18 protein-coding genes and 1 pseudogene are annotated in these 19,667 nt (G+C 73.3%); 9 read left to right on the forward strand and 10 right to left on the reverse strand.

All coding sequences use genetic code 11. The annotated features are described in order from the left end of the window. Nucleotides 1–3: 3 nt before the first annotated feature. From QCD66_RS02960 to QCD66_RS02970, 3 genes are read left to right on the forward strand one after another with little or no spacing between them, the layout of a single operon-like run. Entirely contained in the window at nucleotides 4–996 is a 993-nt protein-coding gene (locus tag QCD66_RS02960; protein ID WP_375733678.1) for a dihydroxyacetone kinase subunit DhaK, read from the forward strand. Between the two features lie 8 nt (nucleotides 997–1,004). After that, nucleotides 1,005–1,628: a DAK2 domain-containing protein gene (locus QCD66_RS02965; protein ID WP_375733677.1), complete on the forward strand. Its 624-nt coding sequence runs from the start codon at nucleotides 1,005–1,007 to the stop codon at nucleotides 1,626–1,628. A gap of 12 nt (nucleotides 1,629–1,640) precedes the next feature. Continuing rightward, the gene (locus QCD66_RS02970; protein WP_375733676.1) at nucleotides 1,641–3,158 is read left to right on the forward strand and encodes an aldehyde dehydrogenase (NADP(+)); all 1,518 of its coding nucleotides are present in this window, start codon (nucleotides 1,641–1,643) and stop codon (nucleotides 3,156–3,158) included. 43 nt (nucleotides 3,159–3,201) lie between these two features. Here QCD66_RS02970 and QCD66_RS02975 read toward each other — a convergent pair whose 3' ends face one another. Both QCD66_RS02975 and QCD66_RS02980 read right to left on the reverse strand, forming a co-directional pair. Then, nucleotides 3,202–3,792, reverse strand: coding sequence for a vitamin K epoxide reductase family protein (locus QCD66_RS02975; RefSeq protein ID WP_375733708.1), 591 nt, complete (start codon nucleotides 3,790–3,792; stop codon nucleotides 3,202–3,204). 107 nt (nucleotides 3,793–3,899) lie between these two features. Further along, the gene (locus QCD66_RS02980) at nucleotides 3,900–4,547 is read right to left on the reverse strand and encodes a DsbA family protein (protein ID WP_375733707.1); all 648 of its coding nucleotides are present in this window, start codon (nucleotides 4,545–4,547) and stop codon (nucleotides 3,900–3,902) included. A gap of 349 nt (nucleotides 4,548–4,896) precedes the next feature. Between QCD66_RS02980 and QCD66_RS02985 the strand changes: the two are divergent. Then, a pseudogene (locus tag QCD66_RS02985) lies at nucleotides 4,897–5,929 on the forward strand (questin oxidase family protein). Nucleotides 5,930–5,951: 22 nt separating this feature from the next. Here QCD66_RS02985 and QCD66_RS02990 read toward each other — a convergent pair. Continuing rightward, the gene (locus tag QCD66_RS02990) at nucleotides 5,952–6,185 is read right to left on the reverse strand and encodes a hypothetical protein (protein ID WP_357536671.1); all 234 of its coding nucleotides are present in this window, start codon (nucleotides 6,183–6,185) and stop codon (nucleotides 5,952–5,954) included. Between the two features lie 68 nt (nucleotides 6,186–6,253). On the opposite strand from QCD66_RS02990, the gene QCD66_RS02995 reads away from it, so the two are divergent. Then, entirely contained in the window at nucleotides 6,254–6,733 is a 480-nt protein-coding gene (locus tag QCD66_RS02995; protein WP_375733675.1) for a MarR family winged helix-turn-helix transcriptional regulator, read from the forward strand. A gap of 7 nt (nucleotides 6,734–6,740) precedes the next feature. Here QCD66_RS02995 and QCD66_RS03000 read toward each other — a convergent pair whose 3' ends face one another. The 5 genes from QCD66_RS03000 to QCD66_RS03020 form a co-directional block, all read right to left on the reverse strand. Beyond that, complete coding sequence (locus QCD66_RS03000; protein WP_375733674.1) at nucleotides 6,741–8,546, reverse strand: ABC transporter ATP-binding protein; 1,806 nt, start codon at nucleotides 8,544–8,546, stop codon at nucleotides 6,741–6,743. Nucleotides 8,547–8,622: 76 nt separating this feature from the next. After that, nucleotides 8,623–10,329 carry an ABC transporter ATP-binding protein gene (locus tag QCD66_RS03005; RefSeq protein ID WP_375733673.1) on the reverse strand — a complete coding sequence of 569 codons (1,707 nt, stop codon included), beginning with the start codon at nucleotides 10,327–10,329 and terminating at the stop codon, nucleotides 8,623–8,625. Beyond that, nucleotides 10,326–11,186 carry an ABC transporter ATP-binding protein gene (locus QCD66_RS03010; protein WP_375733672.1) on the reverse strand — a complete coding sequence of 287 codons (861 nt, stop codon included), beginning with the start codon at nucleotides 11,184–11,186 and terminating at the stop codon, nucleotides 10,326–10,328. Before QCD66_RS03010 ends, QCD66_RS03005 begins: the two co-directional genes overlap by 4 nt. A 2-nt stretch (nucleotides 11,187–11,188) precedes the next feature. Continuing rightward, the gene (locus tag QCD66_RS03015) at nucleotides 11,189–12,256 is read right to left on the reverse strand and encodes a FecCD family ABC transporter permease (protein WP_375733671.1); all 1,068 of its coding nucleotides are present in this window, start codon (nucleotides 12,254–12,256) and stop codon (nucleotides 11,189–11,191) included. Nucleotides 12,257–12,259: 3 nt separating this feature from the next. After that, nucleotides 12,260–13,225, reverse strand: coding sequence for a FecCD family ABC transporter permease (locus QCD66_RS03020; protein WP_375733706.1), 966 nt, complete (start codon nucleotides 13,223–13,225; stop codon nucleotides 12,260–12,262). A gap of 262 nt (nucleotides 13,226–13,487) precedes the next feature. On the opposite strand from QCD66_RS03020, the gene QCD66_RS03025 reads away from it, so the two are divergent. Beyond that, nucleotides 13,488–14,522 (forward strand): iron-siderophore ABC transporter substrate-binding protein, encoded by a 1,035-nt coding sequence (locus QCD66_RS03025; protein ID WP_375733670.1) that lies wholly within the window; start codon nucleotides 13,488–13,490, stop codon nucleotides 14,520–14,522. Between the two features lie 38 nt (nucleotides 14,523–14,560). Beyond that, the gene (locus QCD66_RS03030) at nucleotides 14,561–15,421 is read left to right on the forward strand and encodes a siderophore-interacting protein (protein ID WP_364210501.1); all 861 of its coding nucleotides are present in this window, start codon (nucleotides 14,561–14,563) and stop codon (nucleotides 15,419–15,421) included. 71 nt (nucleotides 15,422–15,492) lie between these two features. Here the strand turns inward: QCD66_RS03030 and QCD66_RS03035 are convergent, their stop codons facing one another. Further along, nucleotides 15,493–15,972, reverse strand: a complete 480-nt coding sequence (locus QCD66_RS03035; RefSeq protein ID WP_364210504.1) for a MarR family transcriptional regulator — start codon at nucleotides 15,970–15,972, stop codon at nucleotides 15,493–15,495. Nucleotides 15,973–16,037: 65 nt separating this feature from the next. On the opposite strand from QCD66_RS03035, the gene QCD66_RS03040 reads away from it, so the two are divergent. After that, nucleotides 16,038–17,225 carry an FAD-dependent monooxygenase gene (locus tag QCD66_RS03040; protein ID WP_375733669.1) on the forward strand — a complete coding sequence of 396 codons (1,188 nt, stop codon included), beginning with the start codon at nucleotides 16,038–16,040 and terminating at the stop codon, nucleotides 17,223–17,225. A 25-nt stretch (nucleotides 17,226–17,250) separates the two neighbouring features. On the opposite strand, the gene QCD66_RS03045 is transcribed toward QCD66_RS03040, so the two are convergent. Then, nucleotides 17,251–18,195, reverse strand: a complete 945-nt coding sequence (locus QCD66_RS03045) for a methionyl-tRNA formyltransferase (RefSeq protein WP_407566994.1) — start codon at nucleotides 18,193–18,195, stop codon at nucleotides 17,251–17,253. Nucleotides 18,196–18,336: 141 nt separating this feature from the next. Between QCD66_RS03045 and QCD66_RS03050 the strand changes: the two genes are divergently transcribed. Beyond that, complete coding sequence (locus tag QCD66_RS03050) at nucleotides 18,337–19,650, forward strand: lysine N(6)-hydroxylase/L-ornithine N(5)-oxygenase family protein (protein WP_375733667.1); 1,314 nt, start codon at nucleotides 18,337–18,339, stop codon at nucleotides 19,648–19,650. The last annotated feature ends 17 nt before the right edge of the window (nucleotides 19,651–19,667 follow it).

Here is a 19,667-nt window from a genome sequence, read left to right on the forward strand (position 1 = left end):
GACATGGCCGAAGCCTTCTTCTCGTCCGGGGCCGACTACGTCGACCGGGCCCTGCTCGGATTCGCCCGCGACCACGCCGACATCGTCGAACTCAACCAGAACCCGGTGTACGTCAAGGCGATCAACCGCGACCCGCGCCGCCGGGTCGGGATCGTCTCCGGCGGCGGCTCCGGCCACGAACCCATGCACATCGGGCTCGTCGGCGCCGGCATGCTCGACGCCGCCGTACCGGGCAAGGTCTTCGCCTCGCCGCACAACCGGCAGATCTACGAGGCCAGCCGGGCGGTCGCCGGACCCGACGGCGTACTGCACGTGGTCAAGAACTACACCGGCGACCGGATCAACTTCGGCATCGCCGCCGAGCGGCTGCGCCACGACGGCATCCGGGTCGAACGCGTACTCGTCGACGACGACGTCGCCACCGAGAGCGAGCAGACCGCGACCGGCCGCCGGGGCACCGGCGCCACCGTGATCGTCGAGAAGATCCTCGGCGCCGCCGCCGACCAGGGCCTCGACCTCGACGGCCTCACCGAACTCGGCCGCGCCGTGACCGCCCGCTCGCGCAGCGTCGCCGTCGCGTCCGTCGCCCACACCTCGCACGTCACCGGCGAACCCGGCTTCGTCCTCGACCCCGGACAGATCGAGTACGGCGTCGGCATCCACGGCGAACGCGCCCAGCGCAGCATCCCCCGACCCCCGCTGGAGGAACTCGTCGACCGGATGGTCGCCGACGTACTCGCCAGGACCCCTGCCGGCGACTCGGCGATCGTCCTGGTCAACGGCCTCGGCGGCACCACCGGCATCGAGCTCTACAACGTCTTCGCGCGCACCGCCGAGAACCTCGCCGACCGGGGCATCAGCCTCGCCGGCAGCCTCGTCGGCACCTGGTCGCCCGCGCTGGACATGAAGGGCTTCTCGATCACCGTCACCATGCTCGACGACGGCTGGGCCGGACTGTGGCACGCGCCCGCGTGGACCGCCGTCCTCAGGAAGTGAGACCGCCAATGCTGATGAAGACCTACCTCGACGCGGCCGAGGCCGCCCACGCCGAACTGACCCGGATCGACCAGGTCGCCGGCGACGGCGACTTCGGCGACAACCTCCGCGACGGCCTGCGCGGCGTGGTGTCCCGGCTGCCGTCCGGCGCCGACCTCGCCACCGAGTTCGACGTGGCCGCCACCTGGTTCCTCGACGAGGTCGGCGGCACCAGCGGACCCCTGATCGGGCTCCTGCTGCGCGAGACCGCCGCCGAACTGGCGAAGCGGGGCGACGAGGACGCCGCGCTCGTCGCCGGCCTCGCCGGTGGCCTCGCCGCCATCCAGCGGGTCGGCGAGGCGAAGGTCGGCGACCGCACCATGGTCGACTGCCTCGCCCCGACCATCGACGGCCTCAACGACGCGACCGGGCCGGTCGACTGGACCGCGACCGCCACCGCCGCACTCGCCAACGCCCGGGCCACCGCCGACCTGCGGGCCCGGATGGGTCGCGCCAGCTACGTCGGCGAACGGGTGCTCGGCACCCCGGACGCCGGGGCGATGGGGATCGCCCTGCTCTTCTGGGCGCTCGCCGTGCACCGCGACCCGGCCGCCCGCGACCGGCTCACCGACCCCGCCCACCTCGACGGCTGACCGGAGGCGACCATGCAGCTCACCGGAGAGATGTTCATCGGCACCGACCGGGTCCGCGGCACCGCGGGCGTTCGGCGGCCCGTCGACCCGGCCACCGGCGAGGAACTGGAGCCGGCGTACGGGATGGACGACGGCACCGCCGTCGCCGAGGCGTGCCGCCGCGCCGACGCCGCCTTCGACGCGTACCGGTCCCTGCCGGACCAGGCCCGCGCCGGGTTCCTGCGGAAGATCGCCGACAACCTCGAAGCGGCCGGCGAGCAGCTCGTCGCCGCCGTACAGGCCGAGACCGGACTCGCCGAAGGCCGGGCCCGCACCGAACTCGGCCGGACCGCCAACCAGCTCCGGATGTTCGCCGACCTGCTGGCGACCCCGGACTGGCGCGATCCCCGGCACGTGCCGGCCCAGCCGGACCGGACCCCGCTGCCCCGGCCCGACCTGCGGTCGCGCTACATCCCGCTCGGCCCGGTCGCGGTCTTCGGCGCCTCGAACTTCCCGCTGGCGTTCTCGGTCGCCGGCGGCGACACGGCCTCGGCGCTGGCCGCCGGCTGCCCGGTCGTCGTCAAGGGCCACCTCGCCCACCTGCGCACCGGCGAACTCGCCGGGGCCTGCGTCGCCGACGCCGCCCGGACCACCGGGATGCCCGACGGCGTCTTCTCGCTGGTCTTCGGCGCCGGCAACGAGACCGGCGGACAACTCGTCGCCGACCCCCGGATCGCCGCCGTCGGCTTCACCGGCTCCCGGGCCGGCGGCACCGCGCTGATGGCCATCGCGCAGCGCCGCCCGGTCCCGATCCCGGTCTACGCCGAGATGTCCGCCATCAACCCGGTGTTCCTCCTGCCCGGCAAGCTCGCCGCCGCCGCGGCCGAGACCGCGACCGGCTACGTCAACTCGCTCACGATGGGCGCCGGCCAGTTCTGCACCAACCCCGGCCTGCTCCTCGCCGTCGAAGGCCCGGACCTGGACACCTTCCGCGAGACGGTCGCCGGGCTGCTCGGCGGGCAGGCCGCACAGACCATGCTGACCGCCGGCATCGCGTCGGCATACCGGGCCGGCAACGCCGAACTGGCCGGCCTTCCCTCGGTGAGCCTGGTCGCCCGGGGCGCCGCCAGCGACGCCCCGAACGCCTGCGTGCCCGCCGTCTACCAGACCGACGCCAAGACCCTGCTGGCCGAGCCGCAGTTGCAGGAGGAGGTCTTCGGCGCCACCTCGGTCCTGGTCTCCTGCGCCACGCCCGAAGAACTGGTCGAGGCCGCCGGTCACCTGGCCGGACAGCTCACCGCCACCCTGCACGCCGACCCGGCCGACCACGACCTGGCCGCGAAACTGCTGCCGGTGCTGGAGCGCCGGGCCGGCCGGATCATCTACAACGGCTGGCCGACCGGTGTCGAGGTCGGCCCGGCGATGGTCCACGGTGGACCGTACCCGGCCACCTCGGACGCCCGGACCACCTCGGTCGGCACCATGGCGATCAACCGGTTCCTGCGTCCGGTCGCCTACCAGGACCTGCCGGAGGACCTGCTGCCGGCGTGATCCGCACCCGGCCGGCGGCACGCGCCGCCGGCCGGTCGGTCGGTCACAGCAACGTACGCCAGTACGTCCAGAACGCCTCCCCGATCAGACCGACCAGGACCAGGAACCAGACGGTCAGCCCGACGGTGTGCAGGCGGACCAGCGTGTCGGCGCCCCGGCCGGCCGCACCGGGCACCGGCAGGTGCCGGTGGTGCAGGTTGTGCAGCGTCGCGTACCAGAAGATGGCGATCATGACGACCCAGACCACCATGCAGTACGGGCACAACGCGCCGATCCGGTAGAGGCTCTGATACACCAGCCAGTGCACGAAGACCACGCCGAACGTCGCCCCGGCCTGCAACCCCAGCCAGACCCATCTCGGCAGCCGGGCACCGGCCAGCACCAGGACGCCGATCGTGGTGACCACGCTGAAACCGGCGATGCCGACCAGCGGGTTCGGAAAGCCGAACACCTCGGCCTGCGGCGTCGTCATCACCGAACCGCAGGACAGGATCGGGTTGATGCTGCACGTCGGCCGGTAGCTCGGGTCCTCGATCAGGTTGATCTTCTCGACGGTGAGCACGAACGCGGCCAGGGCGCCGATCCCGCCACCGAGCGCGAGCACCCAACCGACGATCCGGGCCGCGAACGGCACCGGCCCGACCGGTCGTACCGGTTCGGTCTCCTCCGCCGCCGGCTCTACCCGGGTCGACCTGGGTGACGGACGGGTACGGCGGGCGGCCGGCACCGCCGGACGCGCGCTCACTCGGCCAGCGCCGCGTCGACCGCGGCCTTCAGGCCGGCGTACGTCGGCTGCCCGTCGAACCGCTCGCCGTTGACGAAGAACGTCGGCGTGCCGGTCACCCCGGCCGCGCTCCCGTCCTCGCGGTCGGTATTGACCCGGGCCGCGGTCGCCGGATCGGCCACGTCGGCGCGGTAGCGGTCGACGTCCAGCCCGAGTTCGCGGGCGTACCCCTCGAACGTCGCGGCCTGGTCCTGCGACTGGTTGCCCCAGGTCCGCTGCGTCTCGAACAGCTTCTGGTACATCCCCTCGAACGCGTCCTGCTTGGCGGCGGCCTCCACGGCGAGCGCGGCGTTCATCGCGTTGGCGTGCATCGGCAGCGGATAGTTGCGCACCACGTAGTCGATCCGGCCGTCGTACTCGGCACGCAGCTGCTCGACCGCCGGATACACCGCCGCGCACGACGGGCACTCGAAGTCGAGGAACTCCACGACGGTGACCCTGCCGTCGGCGGCGACCGACAGCCGGTGACTGTCGTCGCGGACCACCCGCTCGGCGGCGGCCGCCCGCGCGTCGTCGCTGCCACGCTGGACCACCACGAACAGCGCGCCCAACCCGACCAGCACCACCCCGAGCAGGGCCAGGGTCACCTTCATGTTGGTGCTCATGCCCTGGTCGCGGATCGCCTTCGCGGCCTTGCCGCCGGCCTTGCGGCTCCGGGCGGCGGCGGTCGCGTTCCGGGCGTTCGCGGAGCCGTCACGCTTCGGCCCGCCGGCCGGGCGGGCGGTGCCCTCGGACGGCTTCGGGCGGCGGCTGGTCTTGTTTGACATCAGGTGCCTTCCAGGCTGGCGTCGTTCAGCGATGGCGGGTGGCCCGACCCACGGTCGCGCGACCCCCACAGCGGGTAGTCGGACGCGGCCCTCCCACGGTTCCCGGAAGCGGCCTTCGTCGCACCGTCCGCCCTGGACCGGGCCGGTGGTTGACTTGAAGCGGACTACAGGTGTGACCGTCGTACGCATGACCACCCCGATCCTCGACCAGGCGTACGACCGGCTCCGGCACACCGGGCCGGAACGCACCGGCTGGCTGTCCAACCACGCCCCGATGGCGGTCGAGTGCCTGACCCGGCACGGCCACGGTGACGACGTCCACCGCTGGCTCGACGGCTACGCCGACCGGCTCGAAGAGCGGCCCCGTGGCATCGACCCGATCACCGCCGACGAGTGGCGCGACCCGCTCGGCGACCCGGTACGCACCGGCGACTGGCTCGACCACTTCGAGCGCGAACTGGCCGGCGAACCGTGGCGCGACGTGCTCGCCCGGTGGTGGCCCCGCCTGCTGCCCGGCATCGCCGCCGGCGCCACGCACGGCGTGATCCGGGTCGGGCACGCCGTCCGCGCCCTGCTCGACGCCGAGACGGCCCCGCGCGTCACCGAACTCGGCCACGGGCTGGCCTACTGGGCGGCCCGGTGGCAGCCGCTGGCGGCGCCCGGCGCCGGGCGGTACCCGTCGACCGACCCGAGATCGGCGCTCGACGCCGTACCCCGGGCGCCGGACCAGCGCCACGGCATCCGGGCCCGGCTCGCCCAGCTGGCCAACCTGCCCGGCTGGCCGGCCGCCGCCGGTGCGGTGCCGGGGCGACCCGGCCGGGCCGGTACCGGCCCGGCTCGCCGCCGTCGTGGACGCGGCGGTCGTCCGGTTCGGCGGTCACGGGTACGCCGAACCGGTCATGCCTGTGCACGCCGCGACCGCGCCGAACGCGGTGCTACGTACTCTGCCGGCCCTGCCCGCCGCGCTCTGGGCGCCGAGCCTCGCCGCTGCCTGGGCCGCGACGGCCGCCGTCACCGCCGCGTACGCGCCGGCCGACGCCCGCCCCGCCCCGGCACCGCGGGCCGGGACCGGGGTCCATGACCTGGTCGACCGGGCAGCCGCTGGCGGCGACCCGCACGCGATCAAGTTCGTCGACACCGCGATCGACACCCACGGCCGGGGTGGCGGGACGGCGGTGCTCGCCGTCGCGGACCGGGCGATCGACGACATCACCGGCTGACCGGCGGCTGCGTGCCGGGCGGTCAGCGTACGTCGAACGTCCGGTTGTCGCGGGCGGCCTGCTCGGCGGCGCGCTTCTTCTCGCGCTGCTCCCGGCTGTAGCGCTTGCGTGCTTCGAGGTCCTTCTTCCACAGTTCGTGGGCCTGGCTCGAGCAGCCCTGGAGGGCGTTGTCGACCGTCGGCGGGCCGAGGATCTTGAAGAGGAAGTTGAACATCCGGTCGCCCTTTTCCGGCTTCCGTGCCGGTGACTCGGTCATGTCACGTTCTCCTCGCCTCGATTGTGGCGCCAATGATTGGTGCACAAACTGTTGGTACGCTAGCAGCCGTGGCCGAGCCTGTCAGTGACCAGGACGACCTGCTCGCTCTGGAGCGGCAGGTGTGTTTCGCGCTGTCCGTCGCCGCCCGGGGCGTGGTGGCCGTCTACCGCCCGCTGCTGGAGCCGATGGGCCTGACCCACCCGCAATACCTGGTCATGCTCGCCCTGTGGCAATACGCGCCACTGTCCGTCAAGGACCTCAGCGGGCTGCTCCAGTTGGACCCCGGCACGCTGTCACCCCTGCTCAAGCGCCTGGAGGCGATCGGCTACGTACGCCGCGAGCGCGACCCTCGCGACGAGCGCAGCCTGGCGGTGACGCTGACCACCACCGGTCGTGACCTGCGCGCGCAGGCGGAGGGCATCCCGCCGGCGGTCGTCGAACGGCTCGGCCTGCCCCTGGCTGAGCTGCAGAGCCTGCACGAGGCCCTGACCCGCGTCATAGCCGCCGCCCACCCCGCCTCGCCCACCGCACCTCGCCCGTTGCGCTGATCAAGGACTAGTCGTGGGTGTTTTGCCCGTCTCCGGCCACGACTTCTCCTTGATCAGCGGGGCGAGAGCGGGAGCCGGACCAGGCCTGCCACAGGGTGGCGTAGCGGCCGTCCGGTAGCGCGGTCAGCTCGTCGTGGGTGCCGGTCTCGACGATCCGGCCGGCGTCGAGGACCACGATCCGGTCCGCCGCCGCGGCCTGGGTGAGACGGTGCGCGACCACCAGCGCCGTACGGCCGGCCAGCGTCCGGTCGGCGGCCCGCTCCAGCACCTTCGCGCCCGCGCTGCCGGCGTCGGCGGTCGCCTCGTCGAGGACCACCACCTTCGGGTCGGCGAGCACCAGCCGGGCCAGCGCGAGCTGCTGGGCCTGCGTCACCGAGAGCTGGTGGCCGCCGTCGCCGACCACGGTGTCCAGCCCGTCGGGCAGGGCCAGCGCCCAGTCCAGGGCGCCGACCCCGGCGAGCGCCGCCCGCAGCTCGGCGTCCGTCGCATCCACCTTGGACAGTCGCAGGTCGTCGGCGAGCGGGCCGGCGAACACGTGCACCTCCTGGGTGACCACGGCGACCGTACGGCGGCGCTCCGCCGCGCTCAGCCCGGCCAGGTCGAGCCCGCCGAGCATGATCGTGCCGTGGTCCGGTTGGTGGATGCCGGCGACGAGCTGCGCCAGCGTGGTCTTGCCGGCGCCGCTCGCCCCGACCAGCGCCACCCGCTGCCCGGGGCTGATCTCCAGCGTCACGCCCCTGATCACCGGGTGGCCGGCCTGGTAGGCGTACCCGACCTCGGCGATCTTCAGGGAACCGTCGACCGGGGCGGGCCGGGCCGGTCCGTCCACGGGCGACGGCAGCTCCGCCACCCCGACCAGCCGGGTCAGGCTGGCCGCCGCCACCTGTGCGTCGTCGACCAGCCGCAGGGCGGCGTTGACCGGACCGAAGAGGTTGTGGAAGTACAGCGCCGCGGCGGTCGCCGTACCGATCGAGACCTCACCGGAGCGGACCAGCAGGAACCCCGCCACGAGTACGGCGGCCAGCCCGACGTACTCGGCCAGGTTGAGCCGCCCGTAGAACCGGGTGATCAGGCGGATCGCCCGCAGCGCCAGGTCCACCGCCGACCACGAGCGCCGGGTGACCCGGTCGACGTGCTGGTCACCGAGCCGCAGCGCCCGTACGGTCGCGGCCCCGCCGACGGTCTCCAGCAGTTGCTGCTGCTGGGCGCCGACCGCCAGGCGGTGGGCGGCGTACAGGGGGCCGCTGTGCCGCAGGTACCACCGGACGGTCAGCGCCTGGATCGGGGCGGCGAGCAGGGCGGCGACGAAGAAGCGGTAGTCCAGTACGGCGAGGCTGACCAGGGTCAGCCCGATGGCCAGCACCGAACGCACCAGTTCGGGAAGGGCTGCCCGGACCGCTTCGGCGATCACCTCGACGTCGCCGGTGACCCGCGACGTCAGGTCGCCCGACCCGGCCTGTTCCACCCGGTTCAGCGGCAGTGCCAAAGCCCGTTCGACGAACCGTTCGCGCAGCTCGGCGAGCATGCCCTCGCCGAGCCGGGCGAGCATCCCGATGCCGATCGCGGTGCTGACTCCCTGCACCACGGCCACCACGACGAGCAGCACCGCCGGCAGGGTGAGGGCGTCGACCGACCGGCCCCGGGTGACCAGGTCGACGAGGTGGCCCAGGATCGGCGGGGTGAGCAGCCCGACGGCGGTCGCGGCGGTGAGCACGGCCAGCGAGCCGGCGGCCAGCGCCCGGCGGGGCCGCAGCAGCCGGCGTACCGCCGCGACGGCCTGCGCCCGGCTGGCGATGGGCAGTACGTTCGGCATCGTGCCTCCCGTCGGTGGTGAAGACAGCGGGTCGGGACAGCGGTGGTCGAGACAGCGGCGCCGGGACGGTGGCCGGTCAGGCCAGGACCGTCGTGGCATACCGCTTGTCGGCGGCGACGAGTTCCCCGTGCCGGCCCGAGACGATGCCCCCCTCGGCGTCGAGGAGCACCACCCGGTCGGTGACGGCGAGCAGGGTGGGGCTGGTCGTCACGACGACCGTCGTCCGGCCGGCACGCAGCCGGCGCAGGTGGGCGGCCATGTGGCTCTCGGTCGCGGCGTCCACGGCGGTGGTCGGGTCGTGCACGACCAGCACCGGCGGGTCGGCGGCCAGGGCCCGGGCCAGGGCGACCCGCTGCCGCTGGCCACCGGAGAGCGACCGGCCGCGTTCCCCGACCGCGGTGTCCAGCCCGGCCGGCAGCCCCCGGGCCACCTCGTCGACGCGGGTGGCGGCGAGCACGGCGTCGACCGGGGCGGTCGGGCCGCCGACGGCGGTGACGTTGTCGCGTACGGTGCCGTCGAAAAGCACCGCGTCGTGCGCGGCGGTGACGACCACCGCCCGGACCCGGTCCGGTTCGAGTCCGGCCAGGGCAACACCGTCCAATGTGATCGACCCTTGGAGGGGATCGGTCTCCCGGGCCAGGCAGCGCACCAGCAGGCCGGCCGCCGCGGGGTCGGCGGTCACCACGCCGAGCAGTTCGCCCGGCGCGACCCGCAGGTCACCGATCCGCAGCGGCCCGTGCTCCACACCGTCGAACCGCAGCTCGCCACGGACCGGGGTGTCCGGTGCGGCAGGGCCGGCCGGGACCGCCGGTGGCGCCGACAGCACCGCCGCCACCCGGGCCGCCGAGGCCCGGGCCAGCGCCAGCTGCCCGTTGACCCAGGCGACCACCGACAGCGGGTTGAACAGGAAGAGCGCCAGCCCGACGGCGGCGACCAGGTCGCCGACGCTGATCGCGCCCTGGCTGGCCAGCCGCGCGCCGACCAGCGCGACGGCCGCGATGAACACGCCGGTGATGCCGAGCAGGGCGCCGTCGTGCCAGCCCTGGGCGTTCGCGGCCCGCAGGGTGGCGGCCAGCGACCGCCGGTTGATCACCCGGTAGCGGGCCAGGGCCGCTGGCTCGGCACCGATCCCCTTGAGCACCCGCAGGCCGGCCACGAGGTCGGCGGCGACACCGGAGGCCAGGGCCGCGTTCTCCTGCTCGACCGCGCTGCGCTTCTGCAACGGCCGGCCGAGCAGGTGGGCGGCGACCAGCACCGGCGGGGCGCCGAGCAGGATCAGCAGACCGAGCGGCACCGACATGGTCAGCAGCGCCACGACGGTGGTCACCAACGCGGCCAGGGCGGCGATGCCGGCGGTGACAGCCATGTTGACCGCGCCGACCCGGCCCGCGTCGCTGGTGGCGACGCTGACCAGCGCGCCGGGCAACTGCCCGGTCTCGGCACCGCCGTACGGGGCGAGGACGCGGCCGGTCAACTCCCGGCGGATCTCGTGGGCGGCCTGCTCGGCGGCGCGTTCGCCGGCCCGGGCGGCGAACCGGTAGCTCGTCGACAGCCCGAGGAAGACCGCGCCGAGCACGCCGAGCCAGCCGAACAGCGCACCGGTCGAGCCGGTGGAGACCGCCTCGTCGACGACGACGCCGATCAGGACCGGCACCAGCGCCTCGCCGGCCTGGTGACCGGTGGCGAGCAGGCCGGCGGGAACGACGTACCTGGTCTGGCCGGTGACCGCGCGGCGCAGCACCCGGCCGCCGGTGACCGGCCCGGCGGCGGTCGCGACGGTCACCGGACCGCCAGGTTGGGCGTACGGGCCCCGTGGTGCCGCCCCATCGGAATGATCATCGGGGCGTCGCTGACCGGGCAGACGCCGACCTGGCAGTCCAGGTCGAAGACCTCCTCGATCAGTTCCGCGGTGACCACCTCGGCCGGGTGTCCCTGCCGGACGATCCGGCCGGCCTTCATCGCGATCAGATGATCGGCGTAGCGGGCGGCCTGGTTGATGTCGTGCAGCACCATCACGACGGTCCGGCCGTCGCGGCGGTTGAGGTCGACCACCAGATCGAGTACGTCGATCTGGTGCGCCAGGTCGAGATAGGTGGTCGGCTCGTCGAGCAGCAGCACCGGGGTGCCCTGCGCGATCGCCATGGCGATCCAGGCCCGCTGTCGCTGCCCGCCGGAGAGCGCGTCGATCGGCCGGTTGGCGTGTTCGAGCATCCCGGTGGCGGTGAGCGCTCCGGTGACCGCCCGCTCGTCCTCGACCGACCACTGCCGCCACCACGTCTGGTACGGCGACCGGCCGCGGGTCACCAGGTCGATCACGGTGAGCCCGGCGGGCGCGACCGGCGACTGCGGCAGGATGCCGATCCGGCGGGCCACCTGCCGGGTCGGCATGCCGTGGATCGACCGGCCGTCGAGGTGCACCGCCCCGCCGCGCGGGGTGAGCAGCCGGGCCAGCGACTGGAGCAGGGTCGACTTGCCGCACGCGTTGCCGCCGATGATCACGGTGATCCGGCCGGCCGGGACGGCGAGGTCGAGCCCGTCGACGACGATGGTGCCGTCGTAGCCCAGCCGCAGTCCGGTGGCGTGCAGTTCCGGCGGGTGCGGCAGGTCGGGTTCGGGCGTGCCGGACAGGTCACGTTTCACGGTCATCCTCCTGAACCGGTGCGGTTGGCGCGGACGAGGAGCCAGAGCAGGACGGGAGCGCCGAGCACCCCGGTCACCACCCCGATCGGCAGGCGCGCGTCGGCCAGCACGATCCGGCTGACCAGGTCGCCGGCCAGCACGATGAGGGCGCCGGTGACGGCGGAGATCAGCGGCGGCGGGGTGGCCCGGCCGGCCAGCCGCTGGGCGATCTGGGGCGAGACCAGCGCGACGAACAGGATCGGGCCGGCGGCGGCGGTGCCGAAGGCGGCCAGCCCGACGCCGGTCACCAGCAGCGCGATCCGGGCGTAGCCGACCGGGGTGCCCAGGGCGGTCGCGACCGGGTCGCCCAGGTGCAGGGTGCCCAGCCAGCGGCCGAGCAGCAGGACGGCCGGCACCAGCACGGCCATCGCCAGGGCCAGCGGGCGTACGTGGTGCCAGCCGCGTTCGTTGAGGCTGCCGACCAGCCAGCCGACCGCCGCCCGGGCCTCGTACGGCATCGCCCGGGCCACCAGGTAGTCGGTGGCGCTGGTGCACATCCAGGCGACCCCGACGCCGACCAGCACGAGCCGGTATCCGGTGGTGCCGCGTCCCCAGGCGAGCAGGTACACGACGAGTGCGGCGATCAGCGCGCCGACCACGCCGAGCGTCTGGGTGCCGAGGCCGGCGCCGAAGCCGAGCACGATGCCGGCGACGACGGCGGTCTGCGCCCCGGCGATCACCCCGATCATGTCGGGGCTGGCCAGCGGGTTGCCGGTCATCGCCTGGAACACCGCCCCGGACAGCCCGAACGCGGCGCCGACCAGCAGTCCGGTCAGGGCGCGGGGCAGCCGCAACTCCCGTACGACGAGCAGCGTGCCCGGGTCGCCGTGGCCGAAGAGGGCGGGGACCACGTCGGTGAGCGGGATCTGGATCCGGCCGTCCGCGACGCTGACGCAGAACGCCGCGAAGGTGACGGCGGCGAGCAGGGTGCCGACCGCGATCGGGCGCAGCGCGAGCACGCCGGAGACGGCCGGCCGCGCCAACCGGAACGTGGTCCGGCCGGCGGCGGTCGAGGTTTCCAGGAAGGTCACCGGCTACAGCTCCGCGAGTCGGCGCCGGCGGACCAGCGCGATGAAGAAGGGGCCGCCGATGAAGGCGACGATGACCCCGACCTGGATTTCGCCGGGGCGGGCCACGATCCGGCCGGCGACGTCGGCGGCGAGCAGCAGGACGGGGGAGTAGACGATCGTGTACGGCAGCAGCCAGCGGTAGTCCGGGCCGGTGACCATCCGGACCAGGTGCGGGACGACGAGGCCGACGAAGACGATCGGGCCGGTGACGGCGACGGCGCCGGCGGCCAGCAGGGTGACGGCGAGCGCGCCCTGCAATCTGATCCAGCCGATCCGCTGGCCGAGTGCCCGGGCGACCTGGTCGCCGAGGGCGAGGCTGTTCAGGGCCGGCGCGGTGCCGAGCGCGAGGACTACGCCGGCGGCCAGGAACGGCAGGATGCGCAGCACCACGCCGGCGTCCTGGCCGGCGATCGAACCGGCGGTCCAGAACCGGAAGCGGTCCAGGGCCAGCGGGCTGGAGAGCACGATGGCGCTGGTCAGCGATCCGATCAGGAGGGTCACGCCGACGCCGGCCAGGGCGAGCTTGACCGGGGTGGCGCCGCCGCGGCCGAGACCGCCGAGCACATACACGACGGCGCTGGCCAGCAGCGCGCCGGTCAGCGCGAACCAGATGTAGCCGTAGACGCCGGTGACGTTCAGTAGCGCCATCGCGACGACGATGCCGAACGCGGCTCCGGCGCTGACCCCGAGCAGGCCCGGGTCGGCGAGCGGGTTGCGGGTCAGGCCCTGCATCACCGCGCCGGCCAGTCCGATCGAGGCGCCGGCCAGCAACCCCAGGGCGGTACGCGGGATGCGTACGCCACGCACGATGGCGAGTACGTCGGCGGGCACCCGACCGGGGTCCACAAAGGAGTCGACGACCTGTCCGACGGGGAGCTGTCGCGTTCCGAACGCGATCGAGAGCAGGCACACCACGGCCAGCAGGGCCAGCCCGGCGGCCAGCCCGAGCAGGCGGATGCCGGCGGTCCGCCGTACGGGCGCGAAGAGCGGGGTGGCGGTCACGCGGGCCTCTCTGGCGGGTGGGGCGCTGCGGCGTGCTCCTTGCGGGAGCGGCTCGTGGGTGAGAGCATCTTACGGCTTGAGGTTAGGTTAGCCGACCCTTAGCGTTGTCGGTGTCGATTCGGCTGTCCAGAACGCCTCGATCGGACAGTGCTGTCGACTTTCGATTCCCCATGTTCCGGAAAGCGGACCGATGAACAGCTCATACGAGATCGGCACTGGTCGGCGGTCGGGCCGGCTGGCCCGGTCGGCGGTCGCCGTCGCGCTGGTCGGCGTACTGGCCGCCTGCGGCGGGGACACCGCCGGGCCCGACGGCGCCCCGGCCTCCGCAGGCGACGGCGCCTGGCCGGTGGTGATCGACCACAAATACGGCTCCACCTCGATTCCCGCCGCACCGACCCGGGTGGTGACCCTCGGCCTCAGCGACCAGGACACCGTGCTGGCGCTGGGCATCAAGCCGGTCGGCGCGGTCGACTGGTTCGGCGAGCGCCCGTTCGGCAACTGGGCCTGGGTGAAGGACCGGTGGGGCGGCACCCAGCCGGAGATCGTCGGCGAGCGCGACGAGTACGACGTCGAGAAGATCATCGAACTGGCTCCCGACCTGATCATCGCCCAGTACTCGGGCATGAAGAAGGAGCAGTACGACACCCTGTCCAAGGTCGCCCCGGTCGTCGCCCAGTCGGCGAAGTACGAGGACTACTCGACCCCGTGGGACGAGATGACCCGGACCATCGGGCAGGCCCTCGGCAAGACCGAGCAGGTCGAGCAGTTGCTCGGCGACATCGACAAGCGGTTCGCGGACATCCGCCAGCAGCACCCGGAGTTCGCCCAGCAGACCATCGTGGTCGCCGACCCCAGCGAGCCCGGCATGTACGCCGCCTTCGCCAAGTCCGACCCGAAGGCGCAACTGCTCGCCGAGATGGGCTTCAAGCTCTCCGACCAGGTCGAGCAGGCCGCCGGCCAGGACACCGCCGCGGTGGTCAGCTCCGAGCGGCTGGACATCCTCGACGTCGACCGGCTGCTGCTGCTCGCCACCGACGAGTCGGTCGAGCCCCGGGTCCGCGCCGACCCGGTCTTCGCCACGCTCAAGGTGGTGACCGGCGGCAAGGCCGTGTTCGTGCCGTACATGGAGCCGCCGATCGGTGCGGCCCTGTCGTTCGTCACGGTGCTCAGCGTGCCGTACGCGATCGACCAACTGCTGCCGTCGCTGACCAAGACCGGCTCGTAGTGGCGTCGTACCAGCCCTTTCTGACCAGGGTGACCCGGGTGCGGCGGCTCAGCCCGACGTTCACCCGGGTCACCCTGGCCGGCGAATCCCTCGCGGACTTCGCCGGCCACGGCTTCGACCAGCGGATCAACCTGCTCTTCTTGCCCGACGAGGCGGAACACCTCGGCTACGTCGGCGAGCCGGACTGGTTCGGGCGGTGGCGGGACACGCCGACGGGGCGCCGGGCGCCGCTGCGGACGTACACGGTGCGGTCCTTCCGGCCGGCGGACCGCGAGCTGGACATCGACTTCGTCGTGCACGGCGACACCGGCCCCGCCACCAGGTTCGCCACCACCGCCCGGCCCGGTGATCCGCTGACCGTCATCGGGCCGGTGGTCGGGCCCCCGGCGACCGATGTCGCCTGGGCGCCCCCGCCGCTGGCCGCCCGCCTGCTGCTCGCCGCCGACGCCGCCGCGCTGCCGGCCGCGGCGGCGATCGCGGAATCGATCCCGCCCGGCATTACCACGACCGTGGTGCTGGAGGTGCCCGAGCCGGCCGACGTCATCGAGCTGGACGTGGCTCCCGACGTCGACCTGGTGTGGCTGGTCGGCAGCCGGGGCGAGCGGCTGGAGCAGGTGGTCCGCGAGCTGGCCCCCGGCCTGGCGCTGCCGGCCGCCGGACCTGGCGGCGACGCGCCGGCCCCCGCGTCCGGCGGCGCAGCCGACGACGAGCTGGACGACCCGTGGCAGGTGCCCGACTCCGACGACGACCGCCGGATCGACGGCGGTTACGCCTGGCTCGCCGGTGAGGCCGGCACCGTGGTGGCGCTGCGCCGGTTCCTGGTGGGGGAGTGCGGCGTCGACCGGCGGTCGGTGGCGTTCATGGGCTACTGGCGCCGGGGCCGGGCCCAGCCGAACTGACGCCCGGCCGCCGGCCCAGTCGCAGCCCTCGGGGCTGCCGGAGACTGGACCCCGGCCGGCCCGCCGCCGGCTCAGCCGGCGGCCAGCCGCCGGGCCTCGTCCTCCTGGATCTCGGCCGCCCGGCGCTGGTATTCCGCGACCACCCGCAGCTCCTCGGGGGAGAACGCGGCGTTGAGGTCGGCGAGTCGCCCCATCAGGCCGGCGAAGTGCGCCGCGATCCGGGCGATGCCCTCGTCGGCCGCCACGACGATCACCTTGCGGCCGTCGGCCGGGTCGGGCTGCCGCGTCACGAAGCCGCGGCGGGCCAGCCGGTCGAGTACGTCGGTGATCGAGTTCTTGGCCAGTCCGGTCAGTTCGGCGAGCTGCCGTGGGGACACGTTGCGATGCCGCTGGACGAGTTCGAGCACCTTCTCGTCGGTCGGCCCCAGGCCGACCTTCTTCGACAGGCTGGTGTGGAACAGGATCATCGCCGTGCTCAGCAGGCGGCCGGAGTCGGCGACCGCCGTCTCGGCGGCCGCCCGGTCCGCGTCCCGTTCCGTTGACGACGCCATGAGACCGCTGCTACCTTTCAATCGTTCGGACGAACGAACTATCTTCTCTTCTCTGGACGTGACCCATGAAGACTCTCATCATCGGTGGCGGCATCGCCGGGTCGGCCCTCGCCCTGGCACTGCACAAGGCCGGGCTCGCCAGCGAGGTCGCCGAGGCCCGTCCGGACGTCGAGGACAGCGGCGGCGCCTTCCTCACCCTCGCCCCCAACGGCGTCAACGCCCTGCGTACGCTCGGCCTCGGCGACGTACCGGCGGCGGCCGGTGGCTTCGAACTGTCCGGGATCGACTTCCGCAACTCGCGCGGCCGGCGGATCGGCGAGCTGCCCGGCGAGGCCGACCAGGAGCGGTACGGGGCACGTGGCGTCGTCCTGCGCCGGGCGCGGTTGCAGGCCGCCCTCGCCGAGCGGGCCCGGGCGGCCGGCGTCCCGTACACCTTCGACGCCCGGCTGGAGCGTCTCGTCGAGCACACCGACGGGGTGCGGGCAGTCTTCGCCGGCGGTCGTGTCGTCGACGCCGACATCGTGATCGGCGCCGACGGGGTGTGGTCGACCGTACGGCGACTCACCTGGCCCGACGCGCCGACCCCGGCGTACACCGGGATCGTCGACTGCGGCGGCTGGACGGCCATGCCGCTGCCCGACACCGCCCGCCAGCAGATGATCTTCGGCCGGCGGGCGTTCTTCGGCTACTCGGCCCACGGCGGGCTCGTCTACTGGTTCACCAACGTGCCGCACCGGCGGGAACCCCGGCGCGGCGAACTGGACCGGCTGGACCAGGGCCGGTGGATGGCCGACATCCGTGCGCTGCACGACGGCGACCCCGATCCGGTGCCGGCGATCCTGGCCGCCGCGGAGAGTTCGCTCGGCGCGTGGCCGATCTACGACCTGCGGTCGCTGGCGACCTGGCACACGTCCAGGATCTGCCTGATCGGCGACGCCGCGCACGCCACCAGCCCGTCCAGTGGCCAGGGGGCCAGTCTCGCCGTCGAGGACGCCGCCGTACTGGCCCGGTGCCTGCGGGACCGGGCCAGCGCGGTCGCGGCGTTCGACGACTTCGTGGCGCGGCGTCGGGACCGGGCCGAGGCGATCGTCCGGATGGGACGCCGGATCGGCGACCGGAAGGTCACCTCGGCCGTGGGCAGCCTCTTTCGCGACCTGATGCTGCCCACCTTCCTGCGGATGGGGGCGAAGGCGGGGCAGGAGCAGTACCGCTACCGCGTCGACCGGGACGGCCCCAGCGGCGGCACGTCGTGACCCAGGGTCGGCCGGCGTCGTCCGGTCAGGGGCGGTCGGTCAGGTAACCGCCCATCGTGCGGAAGTACTCGGTGGCCGGCAGTTCGGTGCCGTCGTCGGTGCGTACCCGCTTGACGACCAGGCCGTGGCTGCGGCCGCGGCGGGCCTCCGCACCGGCGACGATCACGATGCCGTCGCCCTCCCGGATGAAGATCCGGCCCGGTGTGCCGCCGTAGAAGCCCTCGGAGATCCCGGCCGACAGGATCCGGATCCGCTCGCCGCGGTGGTAGGTGAAGGCGTTCGGGTACGGGTCGGGCAGCGCCCGGACCAGCCGCTCCAGGTCCTGTGCCGGCCAGCTCCAGTCGATTCGGCTGTCCTCGATGGATCGCTTGTGGAAGAAGCTGGCCCGGCCGCGGTCCTGCTTGACCCAGTCGGTCCGGCCGGACGCGATGAGCGCCAGGCCGTCCAGGGTGATCGGCCCGAAGAGGGCCAGCGTGCGGTGGAACAGGTCGGTCGTGGTGTCGGTCGGCCCGACCGGTACGGCACGTTGCAGGACGATGTCGCCGGCGTCCAGTTCCTCGTCCATCATGTGCGCGGTGACGCCGACCTCCGGCTCGCCGTTGATCACCGCCCAGATCAGCGGCGAGAAGCCGGCGTACGCCGGTAGCAGGGAGTCGTGCACGTTCAGGGTGCCGTACCGGGGCTGGTTGAAGATCGCCGGCGGGATCCAGGTGCGCCAGTTGGTCGCCACGATGATGTCGGCGTCGGCCCGCTTGACCTCCTCGGTCAGGTCGTCGTCGGGGCGCTGGCGCAGCAGCACCGGTACGCCGTTGTCGCGGGCCAGGTCGGCGACCGAGTCGTCCCACATCTGCTCGTACGCGTGGTCGCTCTTCGGATGTGTCACGACCAGCGCGACCTCGTGTTCGGAGTCCAGCAGCGCTTGCAGGGTCCGGTGTCCCCAGGTCTGGTAACCGAACATGACGACTCGCATCTTGACGCCTCCAGGCATTGACGACGGTAGGTGGGTCAGGCAAGGCTTACCTGTCTGCGCGCTGCGTGTCGATCCCGTGACGCATTGACCGGCATTCTAGCAAAGGGTAGCCTACCCTAAATAACGATCTAGGGGTGGTCTATGCCGCGCTCTTCGCCCGATGTGCCCGTCTACGACGTCGTAGGGGTGGGATTCGGACCGTCCAACCTGGCCCTGGCCATCGCGCTGACCGAGCAGAGCGGCCCGGGCCGGCCCACCGCGGTCTTCCTTGAGCGCCAGGAGCGTTTCGGCTGGCACCGGGGGATGCTCCTGGACGACGCCACCATGCAGGTCTCGTTCCTCAAGGACCTGGTCACCCTGCGCGACCCCACCAGCCGGTTCAGCTTCCTGTGCTACCTCAAGGAGAAGGGCCGCCTGGTCGACTTCATCAACCACAAGACGCTCAACCCGCTGCGGGTCGAATACCACGACTACCTCGAATGGGCCGCCGCCCAGGTCGACGACTCGGTCCGCTACGGCCACGAGGTGATCGCCGTACGCCCGGCCGGAACCGATACCGACGGCGGCGTCGACCTGGTCGACGTGCTGGTCGACACCGGCGCCGGCACCACCGTCTACCGCGCCCGCGACCTCGTCTTCGCCACCGGTCTGCGCCCCCGCCTGCCCGGCGGCGTCGTCGCCGGCGACCGGATCTGGCACAGCGGCGAGCTGCTGCACAACCTCGGCCGGCTCACCGGCGCCACCCCGGCCCGGTTCGTCGTCGTCGGCGCCGGCCAGAGTGCCGCCGAGGTCACCGCCCGGCTGCACGAGCAGTTCACCGACGCCGAGGTCTACGCGGTCTTCGCCCGCTACGGATACACCCCCGCCGACGACAGTTCGTTCGCCAACCGCATCTTCGACCCGGCCGCCGTCGACGACTTCTACGACGCCCCCGCCGAGGTCAAGAACCAGCTCATGGGCTACCACGGCAACACCAACTACGCGGTGGTCGACGGCGACCTCATCGCCGAGCTGTACCGCCGCAGCTACCAGGAACAGGTGCTCGGCCGCAGGCGGCTGCACATGCTCAACGTCACCCGGCTGGCCGCCGCCACCGCGCACGACGCCGGCGTACGGGTGGTCGTCGAAACCCTGACCACCGGCGAACGTCGCACGCTCGACGCCGACATCCTGGTCTGCGCCACCGGCTACGACCCGGTCGACCCGACGATGCTGCTCGGCGAACTCGGCGACCACTGCGAACGCGACGGCCACGGCCGGCTCCGGGTGCACCGCGACTACCGGGTGGCCACCCGCGACACCCTGCGCTGCGGCGTCTACCTCCAGGGCGGCACCGAACACAGCCACGGGATCAGCTCGTCGCTGCTGTCCAACGGCGCGATCCGGGCCGCCGAGATCGTCACGTCGATCGCCGCCCGCCGCGCCGTCCAGACTCCCGCCGCCGCCCGCGTCTGACCGCTCGGCGCGTTCCC

It is taken from the genome of Polymorphospora sp. A560 (genome assembly GCF_045781765.1).
Lineage (GTDB): Bacteria > Actinomycetota > Actinomycetes > Mycobacteriales > Micromonosporaceae > Polymorphospora > Polymorphospora lycopeni.

What these genes read in the sequence shown, in the direction of transcription:
- QCD66_RS03000 (WP_375733674.1), bottom strand. Translation starts at nt 8,546, where the DNA reads ATGCCGAACGTACTGCCCATCGCCAGCCGGGCGCAGGCCGTCGCGGCG.
- QCD66_RS02990 (WP_357536671.1), bottom strand. Translation starts at nt 6,185, where the DNA reads ATGACCGAGTCACCGGCACGGAAGCCGGAAAAGGGCGACCGGATGTTC.
- QCD66_RS02970 (WP_375733676.1), top strand. Translation starts at nt 1,641, where the DNA reads ATGCAGCTCACCGGAGAGATGTTCATCGGCACCGACCGGGTCCGCGGC.
- QCD66_RS02960 (WP_375733678.1), top strand. Translation starts at nt 4, where the DNA reads ATGGCCGAAGCCTTCTTCTCGTCCGGGGCCGACTACGTCGACCGGGCC.
- QCD66_RS02965 (WP_375733677.1), top strand. Translation starts at nt 1,005, where the DNA reads ATGCTGATGAAGACCTACCTCGACGCGGCCGAGGCCGCCCACGCCGAA.
- QCD66_RS03050 (WP_375733667.1), top strand. Translation starts at nt 18,337, where the DNA reads ATGCCGCGCTCTTCGCCCGATGTGCCCGTCTACGACGTCGTAGGGGTG.
- QCD66_RS03035 (WP_364210504.1), bottom strand. Translation starts at nt 15,972, where the DNA reads ATGGCGTCGTCAACGGAACGGGACGCGGACCGGGCGGCCGCCGAGACG.
- QCD66_RS02980 (WP_375733707.1), bottom strand. Translation starts at nt 4,547, where the DNA reads ATGAGCACCAACATGAAGGTGACCCTGGCCCTGCTCGGGGTGGTGCTG.
- QCD66_RS03040 (WP_375733669.1), top strand. Translation starts at nt 16,038, where the DNA reads ATGAAGACTCTCATCATCGGTGGCGGCATCGCCGGGTCGGCCCTCGCC.
- QCD66_RS03045 (WP_407566994.1), bottom strand. Translation starts at nt 18,195, where the DNA reads ATGCGAGTCGTCATGTTCGGTTACCAGACCTGGGGACACCGGACCCTG.
- QCD66_RS03025 (WP_375733670.1), top strand. Translation starts at nt 13,488, where the DNA reads ATGAACAGCTCATACGAGATCGGCACTGGTCGGCGGTCGGGCCGGCTG.